This is a genomic window from Alcanivorax hongdengensis A-11-3 (assembly GCF_000300995.1).
Classification (GTDB): domain Bacteria; phylum Pseudomonadota; class Gammaproteobacteria; order Pseudomonadales; family Alcanivoracaceae; genus Alcanivorax; species Alcanivorax hongdengensis.
Genome location: NZ_AMRJ01000004.1, coordinates 1 through 14,533, shown reverse-complemented (window position 1 = coordinate 14,533; position 14,533 = coordinate 1). Strand labels below are relative to the sequence as shown.

Annotated in this window: 16 protein-coding genes; 7 read left to right on the top strand and 9 right to left on the bottom strand. The window is 61.1% G+C overall.

Annotated elements, in window-relative coordinates:
* Positions 1-71: 71 nt before the first annotated feature.
* Positions 72-1,250, top strand: coding sequence for a sodium/glutamate symporter (gene gltS / locus A11A3_RS04295; protein ID WP_008928042.1), 1,179 nt, complete (start codon positions 72-74; stop codon positions 1,248-1,250).
* 208 nt (positions 1,251-1,458) lie between these two features.
* Here gltS and A11A3_RS04290 read toward each other — a convergent pair whose 3' ends face one another.
* Entirely contained in the window at positions 1,459-1,989 is a 531-nt protein-coding gene (locus tag A11A3_RS04290) for a glycine zipper 2TM domain-containing protein (protein WP_008928041.1), read from the bottom strand.
* 110 nt (positions 1,990-2,099) lie between these two features.
* Complete coding sequence (locus A11A3_RS04285) at positions 2,100-2,672, bottom strand: hemerythrin domain-containing protein (RefSeq protein ID WP_008928040.1); 573 nt, start codon at positions 2,670-2,672, stop codon at positions 2,100-2,102.
* A 106-nt stretch (positions 2,673-2,778) separates the two neighbouring features.
* On the opposite strand from A11A3_RS04285, the gene A11A3_RS04280 reads away from it, so the two are divergent.
* Positions 2,779-3,210 (top strand): hypothetical protein, encoded by a 432-nt coding sequence (locus A11A3_RS04280; RefSeq protein ID WP_008928039.1) that lies wholly within the window; start codon positions 2,779-2,781, stop codon positions 3,208-3,210.
* Between the two features lie 102 nt (positions 3,211-3,312).
* Here the strand turns inward: A11A3_RS04280 and A11A3_RS04275 are convergent, their stop codons facing one another.
* From A11A3_RS04275 to rsxA, 6 genes are all read right to left on the bottom strand, one after another.
* Positions 3,313-4,026: an electron transport complex subunit E gene (locus tag A11A3_RS04275; RefSeq protein ID WP_008928038.1), complete on the bottom strand. Its 714-nt coding sequence runs from the start codon at positions 4,024-4,026 to the stop codon at positions 3,313-3,315.
* Positions 4,019-4,663 carry an electron transport complex subunit RsxG gene (rsxG, locus tag A11A3_RS04270; RefSeq protein ID WP_008928037.1) on the bottom strand — a complete coding sequence of 215 codons (645 nt, stop codon included), beginning with the start codon at positions 4,661-4,663 and terminating at the stop codon, positions 4,019-4,021. Before rsxG ends, A11A3_RS04275 begins: the two co-directional genes overlap by 8 nt.
* Complete coding sequence (gene rsxD / locus A11A3_RS04265) at positions 4,660-5,679, bottom strand: electron transport complex subunit RsxD (RefSeq protein WP_008928036.1); 1,020 nt, start codon at positions 5,677-5,679, stop codon at positions 4,660-4,662. The genes rsxG and rsxD overlap by 4 nt, the downstream gene beginning before the upstream one ends.
* A gap of 149 nt (positions 5,680-5,828) precedes the next feature.
* Positions 5,829-8,516: an electron transport complex subunit RsxC gene (gene rsxC / locus A11A3_RS04260; RefSeq protein WP_008928035.1), complete on the bottom strand. Its 2,688-nt coding sequence runs from the start codon at positions 8,514-8,516 to the stop codon at positions 5,829-5,831.
* 70 nt (positions 8,517-8,586) lie between these two features.
* Positions 8,587-9,171, bottom strand: coding sequence for an electron transport complex subunit RsxB (gene rsxB / locus A11A3_RS04255; RefSeq protein ID WP_008928034.1), 585 nt, complete (start codon positions 9,169-9,171; stop codon positions 8,587-8,589).
* A 79-nt stretch (positions 9,172-9,250) separates the two neighbouring features.
* Positions 9,251-9,835 (bottom strand): electron transport complex subunit RsxA, encoded by a 585-nt coding sequence (rsxA, locus tag A11A3_RS04250; protein WP_008928033.1) that lies wholly within the window; start codon positions 9,833-9,835, stop codon positions 9,251-9,253.
* A gap of 304 nt (positions 9,836-10,139) precedes the next feature.
* Here rsxA and A11A3_RS04245 point away from each other — a divergent pair, with 304 nt between their 5' ends.
* Complete coding sequence (locus A11A3_RS04245) at positions 10,140-11,273, top strand: aminotransferase class V-fold PLP-dependent enzyme (RefSeq protein WP_008928032.1); 1,134 nt, start codon at positions 10,140-10,142, stop codon at positions 11,271-11,273.
* 175 nt (positions 11,274-11,448) lie between these two features.
* On the top strand, positions 11,449-12,117 hold the full coding sequence (locus tag A11A3_RS04240) for an alpha/beta hydrolase (RefSeq protein WP_008928031.1): 669 nt from the start codon (positions 11,449-11,451) through the stop codon (positions 12,115-12,117).
* 672 nt (positions 12,118-12,789) lie between these two features.
* On the opposite strand, the gene A11A3_RS18220 is transcribed toward A11A3_RS04240, so the two are convergent.
* Positions 12,790-13,200, bottom strand: coding sequence for a type II toxin-antitoxin system PemK/MazF family toxin (locus tag A11A3_RS18220; protein WP_040296711.1), 411 nt, complete (start codon positions 13,198-13,200; stop codon positions 12,790-12,792).
* 164 nt (positions 13,201-13,364) lie between these two features.
* On the opposite strand from A11A3_RS18220, the gene A11A3_RS17675 reads away from it, so the two are divergent.
* The 3 genes from A11A3_RS17675 to A11A3_RS17670 all read left to right on the top strand — a co-directional run bounded on the left by A11A3_RS17675 (position 13,365) and on the right by A11A3_RS17670 (position 14,505).
* Positions 13,365-13,688 carry a hypothetical protein gene (locus A11A3_RS17675; RefSeq protein ID WP_157375342.1) on the top strand — a complete coding sequence of 108 codons (324 nt, stop codon included), beginning with the start codon at positions 13,365-13,367 and terminating at the stop codon, positions 13,686-13,688.
* Between the two features lie 70 nt (positions 13,689-13,758).
* The gene (locus A11A3_RS04230) at positions 13,759-14,109 is read left to right on the top strand and encodes a hypothetical protein (RefSeq protein WP_008928029.1); all 351 of its coding nucleotides are present in this window, start codon (positions 13,759-13,761) and stop codon (positions 14,107-14,109) included.
* A gap of 99 nt (positions 14,110-14,208) precedes the next feature.
* The gene (locus tag A11A3_RS17670) at positions 14,209-14,505 is read left to right on the top strand and encodes a hypothetical protein (protein WP_157375339.1); all 297 of its coding nucleotides are present in this window, start codon (positions 14,209-14,211) and stop codon (positions 14,503-14,505) included.
* Positions 14,506-14,533 lie beyond the last annotated feature (28 nt).

Sequence of the window (14,533 nt, the reverse complement as noted above, 5' to 3'; positions counted from 1 at the left end):
GGGCCGGAACCGGCTACAATGGTCCCTGTCCAATTTTTCTGCCCTTGCGGAAGAGATCAAAGGAGAGATCCATGCAGTTTTCCGCCATGGAAACCCTGATGGTGGCATTGATCGTACTGGCCGTGGGCCAGTGGCTGGTGCATCGCATCCATATCCTCTCGCAGCTGAACATGCCTGACCCGGTGGTGGGCGGGCTGTTGGCCACCATTATCGTGACGGCCCTGCAGCTGGGGGGGATTACCCTGCAATTCAACGATGCCCTGAAAGAACCGGCCATGCTGTTCTTCTTTGGTGCCGTGGGGCTGGCGGCGGATTTTCGGCTGTTGCGACGCGGCGGCTGGCCCATGCTGCTGTTTGCCGTGCTGGTGATCGTGCTGGTGATGCTGCAGGACCTGGCCGGTGTCGGCATGGCCAAGCTCATGGGCCTGTCACCGTTCTACGGCCTGCTGGGGGGCTCCATTACCATGACCGGCGGGCACGGTACCGGCGCCGCCTGGGCTGAGGTCTTCGAGCATCAGGCCGGCTTGCAGGGGGCCACCGAACTGGCGGCGGCTTCCGCCACCTTCGGCCTGATCTTCGGGGCCTTGCTGGGCGGCCCCCTGGCCATGTTCCTGATTCGTCGTTATCACCTGATGGTGCCGGCCCATGGTGTGGAGGGCGACCCGGACTTTGACGAACAGGAAACCCCGCACCCGATTTCCGGTGCCAGTGCCATTCGTATCATGATGCTGTTGTCCGTGGGCGTGGTGGTCGGCTCCGTGGCCGCCGAGCATTTCGCCTCGGTGTTCAGGCTGCCGACCTTCGTCTGGGTGCTGTTTGTCTGCATTCTGCTGGGCAACGCTGCCCGGCGGCTGTGGCGGGTCAACGATGCCACCATCGAAGTGGTGGGCAATACCTCGCTGGGCATTTTCCTGGCCATCACCCTGATGAGCTTGCAGCTGTTGCAACTGGTGGATCTGGCACTGCCCATGCTGGCCATGCTGCTGGTGCAGGTGGTGCTGGCAGTGGCCTTTATTACCCTGGTGACGTTCCGAATGATGGGGCGCAACTATGACTCGGCGGTACTCTGTGCGGGGCACTGTGGCTTCGCCATGGGGGCCACGCCCACGGCGGTGGCCAACATTCAGGCGGTGACCCAGCACCATGGCCCCTCACCGCTGGCCTTTATCATCGTGCCGGTGGTGGGTGGCTTTATCGTGGATATTGCCAATGCCACGGTGATTCAGACCTTTGTCACCTGGCTGAGCTGAACAGCGGCACCACAAAAAAGCCCCGATAACGACCGTAATGCTGTTCACTTAAGCGGTGCAAATCTGGCTCAACCCTTTCAGGCAGGTCCCCTCTCCCCAACCCCTCCCCCGCAAGGGGAGAGGGACTTAAAAGCTTAAGTGAACAGCATTACGATAACGGCCGGGGCTTTTTTGTGGTTGCGGGTTTTGTGGTTGGGGGTGCGGGCTGTTACGGCATCACCACATCGCCGTCTTCGATGCGCAGCCGGTCACCCGGGCGCTTGTCCATATGGATGGTTTGCTGATCACCGTTGAAGGTGTAGGTCACGTCATAACCCTGGGTGTGGCTTTTGCTTTCCATCACCGTATGACACTGCTCTTCGGTGGTGGTGTAGGTGTTTTTATCCTGCATGTTTTTCTGAATGCGGTTACCGGCAATACCGCCGGCAATGGCACCACCGGCGGTGGCTGCATCCTTGCCGTGACCACCGCCGAACTGGTGACCCACCACGCCACCAATGACGGCACCAATCACACTGCCGGCCACCTGTTTGTCATCCTTCACCGGCTTCTGGTGTTGCACGGTGACCTGGCGACATTCCTGCCGCGGTTCTTCGCTGTGAGTCACCACCGGTTTCACGTTTACCACTTTGGCATAGCCGGAAGCGGACGGTGTCATGGCCTGGTAGGCGCCATAACCCACACCGGCAACGGCCACGGTACCCACGACACTGAGGGCGGCAATCGCTGCACTTTTCATGGCTCACTCCTTGTTCTGCTTGATTACCCCTTAGAGCGGTGCCGGTGCGTCAGGGTTCGCCGGTTATTGCAAAAGAGTGTTAACCGCAGTGTTCAATAAAGCGAAAAAAATTACATAGATGCCAGGTAAATCGGCACCAGAATGTCCTCTTCATCGTCCATGTGGCGGTGCAGCAAGGCATCCAGTTGCGCGGCCTGGCCATGGGCCTTTTCCAGCGTGGCGGGGGTGGCTGCAAAGGCTGGCACATCAGCAATGGCCATATCGATATCGGCCAGCAGGCCGTCCAGGGCCTGATGGTCGTTTTCCAGCAGGGTGAAGGCATCCTGCAGACGCGGGTGATGCAGGCGCAGTACCGGGAACACGCTGCTGTCTTCAAAGCCGTGATGGCTGTGCAGGTTTTTCAACAGGGTGCGGCCATGGTGGGCAAGGGTTTGGCGCAATTGCCGGTTCTCTTCACTGTCGCGGCGGGCGTCCGGCTGATTGATCAGATGGGTGAGGGCACCATGATACTGGCGGGCCTGGCGCTTCAGGCTGTTGTGGTTGCGTTGCAGGGCACGGGCGTCGCTGATCAGGTAATGCGGGTGCTCGCGCCACTGGTCCCGCGGTGGTCCATAAAGGCGGGCACGGATGGTGTCCGGCAGTTGGCGGCGTTGCAGCACAGCATTCACAAGTGGCGTGTTCATGGCGTTCCTCCTGTTGCTACTGTGCGGTTTTGTGTGCGCCGAATGAATGGCGTTAAATAGCGCCACATTATCGGACAATCTGATCGATTTATTGTGGGGGAATGGAGTGTCACAACGGGAACAACAACTGCAGGCGGAGTATTTCCATCTTACCGGCCTGATTGATGCATTCGACCAGAAATCCCTGACCATCAAGGCCTGGAGCCTGACCCTGGCGGGCATGCTGGCCGGCTCCGGTGCCTTTTTCGAACGCCCGGCATTGCTCTGGGTGGGGGTGCTCGGCAGCCTGATGTTCTGGTGGGTAGAGGGGCACTGGAAGGCGTTTCAGTCGGCGCACTTTGCCCGCATCGAAAAAATCGAGGCATTTTTTCGCGGTGACATTGCGTCGCTGGCGCCGTTTCAGAGTGCCGCCAGCTGGGACCATAGCCGTCACCAGGGCGGCTGGCGGGAGCTGCTGCGCATTCTCTGCTGGCGCCATGTCTTCCTGCCCCACGGGCTGATTGCCCTGGTGCTGATCGGCACGGCGGTGTGGGTGTGACTCTAGCCATGACCCCACCCTGACCCCACCCCGGCCCTCCCCTTGAAAAGGGGAGGGAGTAGATCCTCCCCCTCCCGGAGGGGGAGCTAGAGGGGGTGTGGTTTAGCTAACCTTGCCAGTGGTACGCACCCGGCGGCTGACCTTGGGCTCGTCGCTGGCCCTGGCCTTTTGCGCGTCCTTGAGGCGTTTGTCGATCACGTTCTTGCCGGCAATGATCAGCCCCAGGCCCAGGAAGGCCCCCGGCGGCAGGATGGCCAGCAGGAAGCCGCCGTAGTTGTGGATCACGTCGATTTCCCAGTTGGCCGCCACCGGCCCGAACAGCAGCTGCATGTTGGCAAACAGGGTGCCCTGGCCAATCAGTTCACGCATGCCGCCCAGCAACAGCAGCACCACCAGGAAGCCGGCGCCCATCATCATGCCGTCGACCATGGCCGGCAGTACGCCGTTCTTGCTGGCGAAGGCATCGGCGCGGCCCAGCACCGTGCAGTTGGTGACGATCAACGGGATAAAGATGCCGAGAATCTGGTAGAGCTCGAAGGTGTAGGCCTGCATCAGCATTTCGATCACCGTCACCATGGCGGCGATGATCATCACGAAGGCCGGCAGGCGCACGGCGTCGGTGACGTAGTTGCGGATCAGCGACACGCAGGCGTTGGAGCCCATCAGCACCACCAGGGTAGCCAGGCCCAGGCCCATGGCGTTGACCACCGAGCCGGTCACCGCCAGCAGCGGGCACAGGCCGAGAATCTGTACCGTGGCCGGGTTGTTGTTCCACAGCCCATCCATGGTGATCTTCTTGTAGTTTGCATCAGCCATTGCAGGACTCCGCCTTGATACGGTCGGCCGGCGCCGCGAATAGCGCGTCGCGGTGGGCCTGGAAATAGAGCAGGGCACGGTGCACGGCACCGACCACGGCACGGGGGGTGATGGTGGCACCGGTGAAGCTGTCGAAGGTGCCGCCGTCTTTCTTCACCGCCCAGCCGGCGTTATCCGGGTTGCCCAGGGATTTGCCGTTGAAACTGAAGATCCAGTGGGATTTCTTGGTTTCGATATGGTCGCCCAGCCCCGGGGTTTCGTTGTGCGGTGGTACCACGCGCACACCGAGAATCTGGCCATCCATGTCCACGCCCACGATCAGGTTGATGGGGCCACCGTAACCGTCCGGCGCGGTGGCTTCCAGTACCGCGCCGCTGGGCGCGCCGTTCAGCTGCGCCCGGTAAATGTGGTGATCGCCGCGACCCAGTTGCGGGTCGTTGACGGTGGTGCGGTCACTGAGCAGCGGCCGGTCGTGGTGGTCTTGCGGCATCACCTGGGCCAGCGAGCTGGACAGGGCCTGCTGCTTGTTGCAGTTCACCTGGCTGAGGGTGGCCTCGTTGGTGATTGCCAGGGTGGCGGCGGTGCCGATGGCAAACAGGCTCAGGATCACGGTGTTCTTGCTGATGGTGCCAATCATGAGCCGACCCCCCGGTTGGCCTTGCGGTGGCCATAGGTGCGCGGCTGGGTGTAGTAATCGATGAAGGGCGCGCACAGGTTGAGCAGCAGCACCGAGAAGGCCACCGCATCCGGGTAGCCGCCGAAGCTGCGGATCACCCAGATCAGCACGCCGATCAGCAGGGCATAGATGAAACGCCCCAGCCGGCTGGTGGCGGCGGTCACCGGGTCGGTGGCGATGAAGAAGGCGCCCAGCATGGTACCGCCGGAAAACAGGTGGAACAGCGGGCCGGCAAAACGCACCGGGTCCACCAGCGAGGCAATCAGCGCCGGCACCGCCACGCCCAGCAGGAAGGCGGCGGGGATCTGCCAGGTAATGATGCGACGGGCCAGCAGGTAGAGGCCGCCCAGCAGAAACGCCAGATTGACCCACTCCCAGCCAAGCCCGGCGAACTGGCCGTGCAGGATGGCATGGCCGCTCAGTTCGCTGGCGTTGCCGGCCCAGGTACGGAAGGTATCCAGTGGCGTGGCGCCGCTGAAGCCGTCCACGCCGGCCTGGCCGAGAAACAGCTGCCAGCTCTGGGCCGGCTCCGGCGTCTGGCCCGGGGCGATCCAGCGGGTCATGGCCGCCGGGAATGAAATCAGCAGCAGCACATAGCCGACCATGGCCGGGTTGAAGGGGTTCATGCCCAGGCCGCCATAGAGTTGCTTGGCGACAATGATGGCAAAGCTGACGCCGATCAGCGTCAGCCACCAGGGCGCGGTGGGCGGCAGGGCCAGGCCCAGCAGCACGGCGGTGACCACGGCGCTGTAATCCTTCAGGTAAAAGCCCAGCGGCCGGCCACGGGCCTTGAGAATGGCCGCTTCACTGAGCAGGGCCACCAGCACGGCCCACAGCACATTGATCACCGAGCCCCAGCCGAACTGCCAGGTGAGCACTGCCAGCCCGGGCAGGGTGGCGTAGAGCACCTGGCGCATGAAGGCGCCGGTGTCGGTCTTGCCGGTGGTGTGCGGTGAGGTGGAACTGATCAGGCTCATGTCGGTTTAGCCCTTACCTTTCAGGTAGGGCGGAAATGGGCGTGAGCCCATCTCCGCCGTTGGCGTCATGATGGCGGAGATTCCCTGCGGGAATGTCCGCCCTGCGAGGTGTTCGCGTGTTGCGTGTTGCATGGATGCCTGCATGCGTTTCATTCTTCCACTAACCCCTGTTCTTCAACGGCCTGCTTGAGGGCCTTGCGGGCGATGTGGGCTTCGGTTTCCAGGGCCTTGAGTTCCGCTTCCAGCGCTTCCAGGGTCTCTTCGGCGGCGCTGTCGCGGCGCTGGGCCAGTTCCTGCTGCTTGTCGGCCAGGGCGCTTTCCGCGCGGGCGGCTTCCAGCTTCAGGGTTTTCAGGTCCTTGCCGGTGTGGGCGCGGATATCGGCCTTGGCCTCTTCCACCAGCGCATCCAGGGCATCACGGGCCACATCGGCCTTGCCCTTGAGCTTGTCCACCTTCTGCTGCATGGCGTTGAACTCGTCGGCGCTGAGTTCCTCGTGGCGCTCGGCGCGCTCCAGCGCGGCGTGGGCGTCCTTGTACTGCTTGTGGGCCATGTTGTAGGCGGTTTTCAGGGCTTTGAGGCGCTTCTGGCGCTTGGCGGCCTGCTCCGGGTCCACGCCGGCCACGGATTGCGGCGCGTCGCTTTCCGGCACTTTCGGGCTGTCCGCCGGCGGCGCCTTGCCGGCGGGCGCGGCCTTGGCCGGTGCCGGCGCATTGGCCTTGGCATCGCGCAGGTCGGCCTTGAGCTGATCGGCCACGGCTTTCAGGCGGTCGGCCTCGGCGCGCAGCTCGGCGGCGTTGTCGGCGCCTTGTGCTTCCGCCTCCTTGGCCGCTTTCACGGCGCTCTTGTAGGCGGAGGAGGCGTCACCAACCTGCTTTTTCAGCTCGGCCACCGGGTCCGTCTGGGGCGCCGCTGGCGTGGTCGGGGCGTTGGCCTTGGCGTCACGCAGCTCGGCCTTGAGCCGGTCGGCGGTGGCTTTCAGTGCCTCCGCCCGGGCGCGCAGGTCGCCGGCATCGTCGGCGCCGCTGGCTTCGGCGTCCTTGGCCGCTTTGACGGCGGCCTTGTAGGCGCTGGAGGCATCGCCAACCTGCTTTTTCAGGCTGGCGACGGCATCGTCCGCCGGGGCCGCCACGGCCGGGGCGTCGGCCTTGGCGTCGCGCACCGCGGCCTTGGCCTTGTCCGCCACGGCCTTGAGGCGCTCGGCCTCGGCTTTCAGGTCGGCGGCGTTATCGTCGCCTTGGGCTTCCGCCGTCTTGGCGGCTTTCACTGCGGCCTTGTAGGCCTTGGAGGCCTCCAGCGAGGCCTGTTTGAGCGCGGCGGCCTGCTCGGCGCTGGGGCCGGTCGGGGCCGCGGCGCCGGCTTCCTTCTTCTTGCGATTGGCTTCCAGGCGTGCCTGGCGGCGGGCTTCTTTTTCCGCCTGTTCCTGTTCGATACGGGCCTGGCGCGCCTCGAAACGCTGGCGGGCCTTGTCGGCCTTCACCTGGTCGGCGGCGCGCTGGCGCACCTCGCCCTTGGCGTAGCGGTAGTACTGCACCAGCGGAATATGGCTGGGGCAGACATAGGCGCAGGCGCCACACTCGATGCAGTCCATCAGGTTGTGGTGCAGGGCCTTGTCCAGATCGTCGTTCTTGGCATGCCAGTAAAGCTGTTGGGGCAACAGGTTGGCCGGGCAGGCCTCGGCACAGGAGCCGCAGCGGATGCAGGGTTGCTCCGGCGGCGGCTCGGGCAGCTCCTGCGGGCTGGCGGCAATGATGCAGTTCGTGGTCTTGACCACCGGCACCGCCGGGTTGTGCAGGGTGAAGCCCATCATCGGCCCGCCCATCACCAGCCGGCCCAGCTGCTGGCTGTGCACACCGCCATGTTGCAGCAGGTCTGCCACCGGGGTGCCCAGCAGGGTCTCGTAGTTGCCCGGTTGGGCCACCGCATCGCCGGTGAGCGTGGTAATGCGAGACAGCAGCGGCTCGCCATGGCAGACCGCCCGCTGGATGGCAAAGGCGGTGCCCACGTTCTGGCACACCACGCCCACCTGGGCGGGCAGCTGGCCGCTGGCCACTTCCTTGCCGGTGAGCAGCTGGATCAGCTGTTTCTCGCCACCGGAGGGGTACTTGGTGGGCACCACCCGCACTTCGATATCGCAGCCCTTGCAGGCGCGCTTGATGGCGGAGATGGCCTCGGGTTTGTTGTCCTCGATGCCGATCAGGGTGCGGCGCGGGTTGAGCAGGTATTGCAGGATATGGATACCGGCGACGATGTCGGCGGCGCGCTCGCGCATCAGGCGGTCGTCGGCGGTGATATAGGGCTCGCACTCCACCGCGTTGATGATGAGCTGTTCCACCCGCTGGTGATCGCCCAAGTTGACCTTGATGCTGGTGGGGAAGCCGGCGCCGCCCATGCCGGCGATGCCCGCCTGGCGAATGGTGTCGACCAGCTCGCCGGGGCTCAGCTCGGTGTAGTCGGCGATGCCCTGATGGTCCACCCAGCGGTCTTCGCCATCGCTGTCGATGACGATGCAGATGGCGTCCATGCCGGAGGGATGCTGAATCGGCCGCGGGCCGATGGCACTGACGGTGCCGGAGGTGGGGGCATGGATGGCGGCGCTCACCGCGCCCACCGGCTCGGCGATCATCTGGCCCTTGAGCACCTTGTCACCGGGGGCCACCAGCGGTTTGGCCGGGGCCCCGATATGCATGTTCAGCGGCAAGATCAGCCGGGCCGGCAGCGGGCCGGGCTGGATCGCAGTGCCGTTGGACTGCTGCTTGTTCTCCGGCGGGTGCACGCCACCGTGGAAATCGTACACCCGGTTTTTGCGGTGAGTGCCACCGAACAGCTTGGCGAGCATCAGGCTGACCTCCGGTATGAGGTCGGACGTCGGACGTCTGACGTCCGGCCCGCCCGCAGGGCACAAGTCATCATAAATTCACCACCTCGATTCGGCTGTCCGGGCGCTGGCCGATGCCGGCGGGGCGGTTCCAGCCCCAGGTCTGCAATGTGGGCTTCACTTCCAGCATGTCGATGCAGTCCACCGGGCAGGGCTCCACGCACAGGTCACAGCCGGTGCACTCGTCCACGATGACGGTATGCATCAGCTTGGCGGCGCCGACAATGGCGTCCACCGGGCAGGCCTGGATGCACTTGGTACAGCCGATGCACTCATCCTCGCGGATATAGGCCACCTTGGTGACGTCCGCGTCTTCGGCGCCGTCATCGTCCACGGTCATGGCATCGCGGCCTAGCAGATCGGTGAGGGCGTCCACGGTGTCCTGGCCGCCGGGCGGGCAGCGGTTGTGTTCCTCGCCCTCGGCAATGGCCTCGGCGTAGGGGCGGCAGCCCGGGTGGCCGCACTGGCCGCACTGGGTCTGGGGCAGCAGGTCATCGATCTGGTCGACAATGGGGTCGCCCTCGACCTTGAACTTTTCCGAGGCAAAGCCGAGCACGGCACCAAACACCGCGGCCAGCCCCAGCAGGGCAGCGATGGCAATCAGCACAGCGGTCATTGGCACGCTCCGCGTGGCGTCGGACGTCGGACGTCGGGCGTCAGACGCAGGAAAGTCATATTTGCGTGCAAGCGGCCCTTCATAGCTTGATCAGCCCCGAGAAGCCCATGAACGCCAGCGACATCAGGCCGGCGGTGATCAGGCCGATGCTGGGGCCACGGAAGGCCTCGGGCACATCGGCCACGGCAATGCGCTCACGCATGGCGGCAAACAGCACCAGCACCAGGGAAAAGCCCAGCGCCGCGCCGAAGCCATAGGTCAGCGAGCTCATGAAGGTGGCATCGTCCTGGCGCACGTTGAGCAGCGCCACGCCCAGCACCGCGCAGTTGGAGGTGATCAGCGGCAGGAACACGCCCAGCACCCGGTAAAGCACGGGGCTTGCCTTCTTGACGAACATCTCGGTGAACTGCACCGCCACCGCAATCACCAGAATAAAGCTGATGGTGCGCAGGTATTCCAGGTGAAAGGGCACCAGGATGTAGGCCCAGGTCAGGTAGGACAGTACCGACGACAGCGTCAGCACGAAGGTGGTGGCCAGGGACATGCCCATGGCGGTTTCCACCTTGTTGGACACGCCCATAAAGGGGCACAGTCCCAGGAACTGGACCAGCACAAAATTGTTCACCAGCACAGCGCTGATCAGAATCAGGACGTACTCAGTCATGTGATCGTGGCTCGCTTGCCGAAAATAGGAGTTAAACGCTGTGTTTACAGGGCGTTAAGGCCGCATAGTATGAGGCAGCGCCCCGGTTGGCTCAAGAATGATGGGACATAAGCTTAATTGATTTGAGGGAACAGTCATTGACTGTGAATTAGGCAGTTGAGGCCGGTTTTGCCATCTTTTGGCCCTGGACGGTTGCGGCGTCGGCGGCAATCCAGTATCCAAGACAAACCGGAACACAAGCTCACAATACAACGCAGAACATGAACAGAGCAGCGGCCAGTCGCCGCTGGAGAGGTAATCCCCCGTGACAGATTTGCCCCGTGACTTCGACCGAGACGGCCTGCTCGAGTACTCCGTGGTGTTCACCGACCGCTCGCTGAACCATATGTCCCAGCGTTTTCAGCAGGTGATGCGCGATATCTCCAGTAACCTCAAACAGGTCTACAATGCCCACTCCGTGGCCGTAGTGCCCGGCGGTGGCAGCTTCGGCATGGAAGCGGTGGCGCGCCAGTTCGCCACCGACCAGTCCTGCCTGGTGATCCGCAATGGCTTCTTCAGCTACCGCTGGAGCCAGATCTTCCAGATGGGCAGCATTCCGGCCAGCGAAACCGTGCTCAAGGCCGCACGGGTCAGCGACCAGCCCCAGGCCCCGTTCGCGCCGGCCCCCATTGACCAGGTGGTGGCCACCATCAAGGCCGAAAAACCGGCCCTGGTATTCGCCCCCCACGTGGAAACCGCCTCCGGCATCATCCTGCCCGACGACTACCTCAAGCAGGTGGCCGAAGCCGTGCACAGCGTCGGTGGCCTGTTCGTGCTCGACTGCATCGCCTCAGGTGCTATCTGGGTGGACATGAAGGCCGTGGGCGTGGATGTGTTGATCAGCGCCCCGCAGAAGGGCTGGAGCTCGTCACCCTGTAGCGCCCTGGTGATGCTCAGCGAGGCCGCAGAAAAGCGCCTGCACGAAACCACCAGCACCAGCTTCGCCTGCGACCTGCGCAAATGGCGCGACATCATGATCGCCTACGAAAACGGCGGCCATGCCTACCACGCCACCATGCCCACCGATGCCCTGCGCGGCTTCCGCGACACCATGCTGGAAACCATCGACCGGGGCCTGGACAAGGTCAAGGAACACCAGTGGCGGCTGGGCCGGGCGGTGCGCCAGGCCATGGCCGAACACGGCTTTGCCAGCGTCGCCGCCCCGGGCTTCGAAGCCCCCGGCGTGGTGGTGTCCTACACCGACAACGACACCATCAAGAGCGGCGCCGCCTTTGTGAAACTGGGCCTGCAGACCGCCGGCGGCGTGCCGCTCATGTGCGACGAAGGCGACGACTTCAAGACCTTCCGAGTGGGCCTGTTCGGCCTGGACAAGCTCGGTGACGTGGACGCCGCCGCGGCGCGTTTGAAAAACGCGCTGGATCAGTTGGCCGCGGGCTAGCTGGTTGACAGTGGACGGTTGATAGTTGATGGCGAAAGCGGGTAGCGCGAGGGCCAGCCTGACGTTGAAGCTACTCAGTGGCCTGCTACTGGGGATGTTTGTAAGCCCCTCTCCCCTCTGGGGAGAGGGGTTGGGGAGAGGGGGCACGGCCTTGCCAAATACCGAGGGGGCAACGATGAAAACCCATCACCCCCAAGCGGCACCACAAGACCCCCAATGCGTCATCCTGCTCCATGGCCTGGCCCGAACCGCCCATGCCATGCACAAGATGGACGTGGCCCTGAGTGATGCCGGCTACACCGTGGTCAACCAGGGCTACCCCTCCACCAAAAAAGACATCCCCACCCTCGCCGAACAAACCCTGCCCGCCGCCCTGGCAAAATGCCCGGCTGATGGCCAGATTCACTTTGTCACCCATTCCATGGGCGGCATCCTGCTGCGCCAGTATTTGAGTCAGCACCGCATCGCGCGGCTGGGCCGCACCGTCATGCTCGGCCCGCCCAACCAGGGCAGCGAAGTGGTCGACCGCCTGGGTGACTGGGCGCCGTTCCAGTGGTTCAACGGCCCCGCCGGCAGCCAGCTGGGCACCGGCCCCGACAGCATTCCCAACCAACTGGGCCCGGTGGACTTCCCCCTGGGCGTCATCGCCGGCAGCGACACCATCAACTTTATTCTCTCCACTATGCTGCCCAGGCCTAATGACGGCAAAGTCAGCGTGGCCAGCACCAAAGTCGAAGGCATGCAGGACCATCTGGTATTGCCAGTGACGCACCCGTTTATGATGCGCAATCGGGACGTGATTGAGCAGGTGAAGGTGTTCCTGGCTCACGGGCACTTCAATTAGCTCGCCTGAACACGCTCAGTGTTTTTCTGGTGTGGGAAACCCTCGATACACGATGGGAAACCCACTTCATCAGCGAGCCGCCTCCCGAAGGAATAACATAGGAAAACGCCCGCGACGGGATTCCCCAGGTAAGCGATAACGACTCAAATGTAAGAGATCGCTTACAGACAACCCAGCCATATTTGAAGAAGATACGGTGGAGGGATTCAAACCGTTTACAGGAGGAGCTGCCGCTATAGGTAGTTTAGGGCCGTTGGATTAATGCTGTCGCTATGTGCAGTGTTATTGGTTTGGGGAAAAGAAGAAGTCAACATATTGAATCATGCGCTCAGGCATGGGTTTGTAACCTGCTGAGAACCATGGTTTTCTTCTTCGTTATATAAATTTGATAACCGTGATATGACGCCGGCACGTTCATTGGATATTCGAGCCGGCTTCCTAATACCTGTTAGCAGCCGTTCCAGCTTCCCAGCTCCGTATAGTAAAACACTTTACATCTTGAATACTGTAATACTATAATCAACCCGTTCCGGTTAATCCGGCTAGCAAGCCTACCGAAAGGTAGCTGACCTAGGGATAAGCGATGACAAGCCCCTTAGGTCATGAACCGGCCAGTCCGGCTAGTGTCAAGAATGCAAGCCCTAAAGGTGAAAGCCTTTAGGGCTTTTTCTTTTATTTCAAGTATTTACGCAGGCCTAACCCGTTTAATATGGCCACCTCAATTGCAGTCATGTCGTCAGCTGTAGCCGTCGTCGTCATATATATGCGCTTTCCGTCAGGCTTGCGCTCTCGAATTCTATCTAATCGGTTCAGCCCCACAGTATAGAGCATGTCGCATTTCGCCCAGCACTCTGTTGCTTGCATCTTGGGAGTGAGCGAGCCCGGATCCATTTTGTGGTGGTATGGCTGCATTGGCACGGGCTCAACCGAGCTAATCGGCACCACAGTACACAGCCCCGGCCTCCCCGGTAGTTGGGGGGTAATTACAATTACGGGTCTAACCTTGACCATTTCAGGAGGTTCAAATCCTTTTGAAAAGTCACAGCAGAGTACAGTACCCTTCCTAGGGTGAAACTTTATCATTCTTAATATTTAGCCTAGTGCTTTGTCCTTAGTAAGCCATCAAGAATATCAAAATTGCGAGGCTGCTGCTAACAAGGCCAAGCACCGCGACGCATTTTTCGTTGCGCCTGCGGCTCCACAAAAAATACGCGCGTGTTGGCGGCGTTATGTGGATGGTGTGAGCCATGAATCGTTATTGCTTTATATTGCTCATGGTTGCTAGCCCTCTCGTACATTCAGAGAGCAAGCCTGTTGCAATCATTGAAGTAACGCCATGGGCTTATATCTTAAACGGACACCGTAGTGAGTATCTGCCAGGTTTAACCCAGGAGGCTCAGTCTTTGCCTGTAGGTAAGTGGGTGGTTTATACCGCTCCTTGTATTGATAAAAGCAGAACTAAATGGGCAGAGAATATGGCGGCAAAGCACTCAAGAATGAATTATGAAGTTATTGAGCGAGGTGGGGGCTTTTGTGAAGGCAAGAATTCACATAACAAGTTGCGCCAGTAAAGCCCCTCCGGGGCCGGACGCTCGTTCCTCGCGCCGCTGCGCAAGGCGTTAGCACTTACAAGGAGTGGCCATGAACTTTGAAAAAATGTCAGAAAATGAAATTCTGGCCATTGCGACTCCTATCATGGACAACCTGATGGAAGCCTCCACCAAAATTGACCATGAAGCTCATATTAGAGACTTCACCGATAGGATGAAAAAAATCGTCACAAAGGAGTATCTTCAGAAGGTCTGCCTGCAGTATCAGAAAGAAAAAGGATTCTTTTCAGAGCGTAAGCCGGTAGCAGTATTCAAACGCCCTGATTCAGCAGCAATTATATGGAAGCAGTCATTCACTAAAGCTAAAGGCGAATTTGTTGCCGAGATGGTTCTTGTCAATCAAAACGGAAGATTTCTTTGTGACCACGCAATGGTTTTCTAACCCAAGTGCTAACAAATGGCTGTTGGCGGACGCACCTACGCTGGCGCTCCGGTACGCCGCAAAGCCAAGGCGTTATGAGTTTTCTCTAAAGAGGAACCTATGAACGAAGAACAATTATCTAGGGCGCTCCAGTCGGTCGGGCAAGCGTGTTTTGTAAAGTATTTTGGCGAGTTTTCGTCCTCCGCTATGTCTCGCGAAGATGTCATCGAAAAATTGCGCACTGAAACAGGTTACACCGAAGCATCGTGTATTTCCCGAACAGGGCACGCCCGAAGTATTATCAGCGCTGGGCTGGCTAAATCAGCTCTGAATATAGTTATTTCGTCTGAGTCTGCACGAGTTACAGAAGAAACAAGAGAGCAGGCCCGGCAATGGCTGAAAGCACTAAACTCATAACAAGCGACTGTGATCCCAAATCAACCCT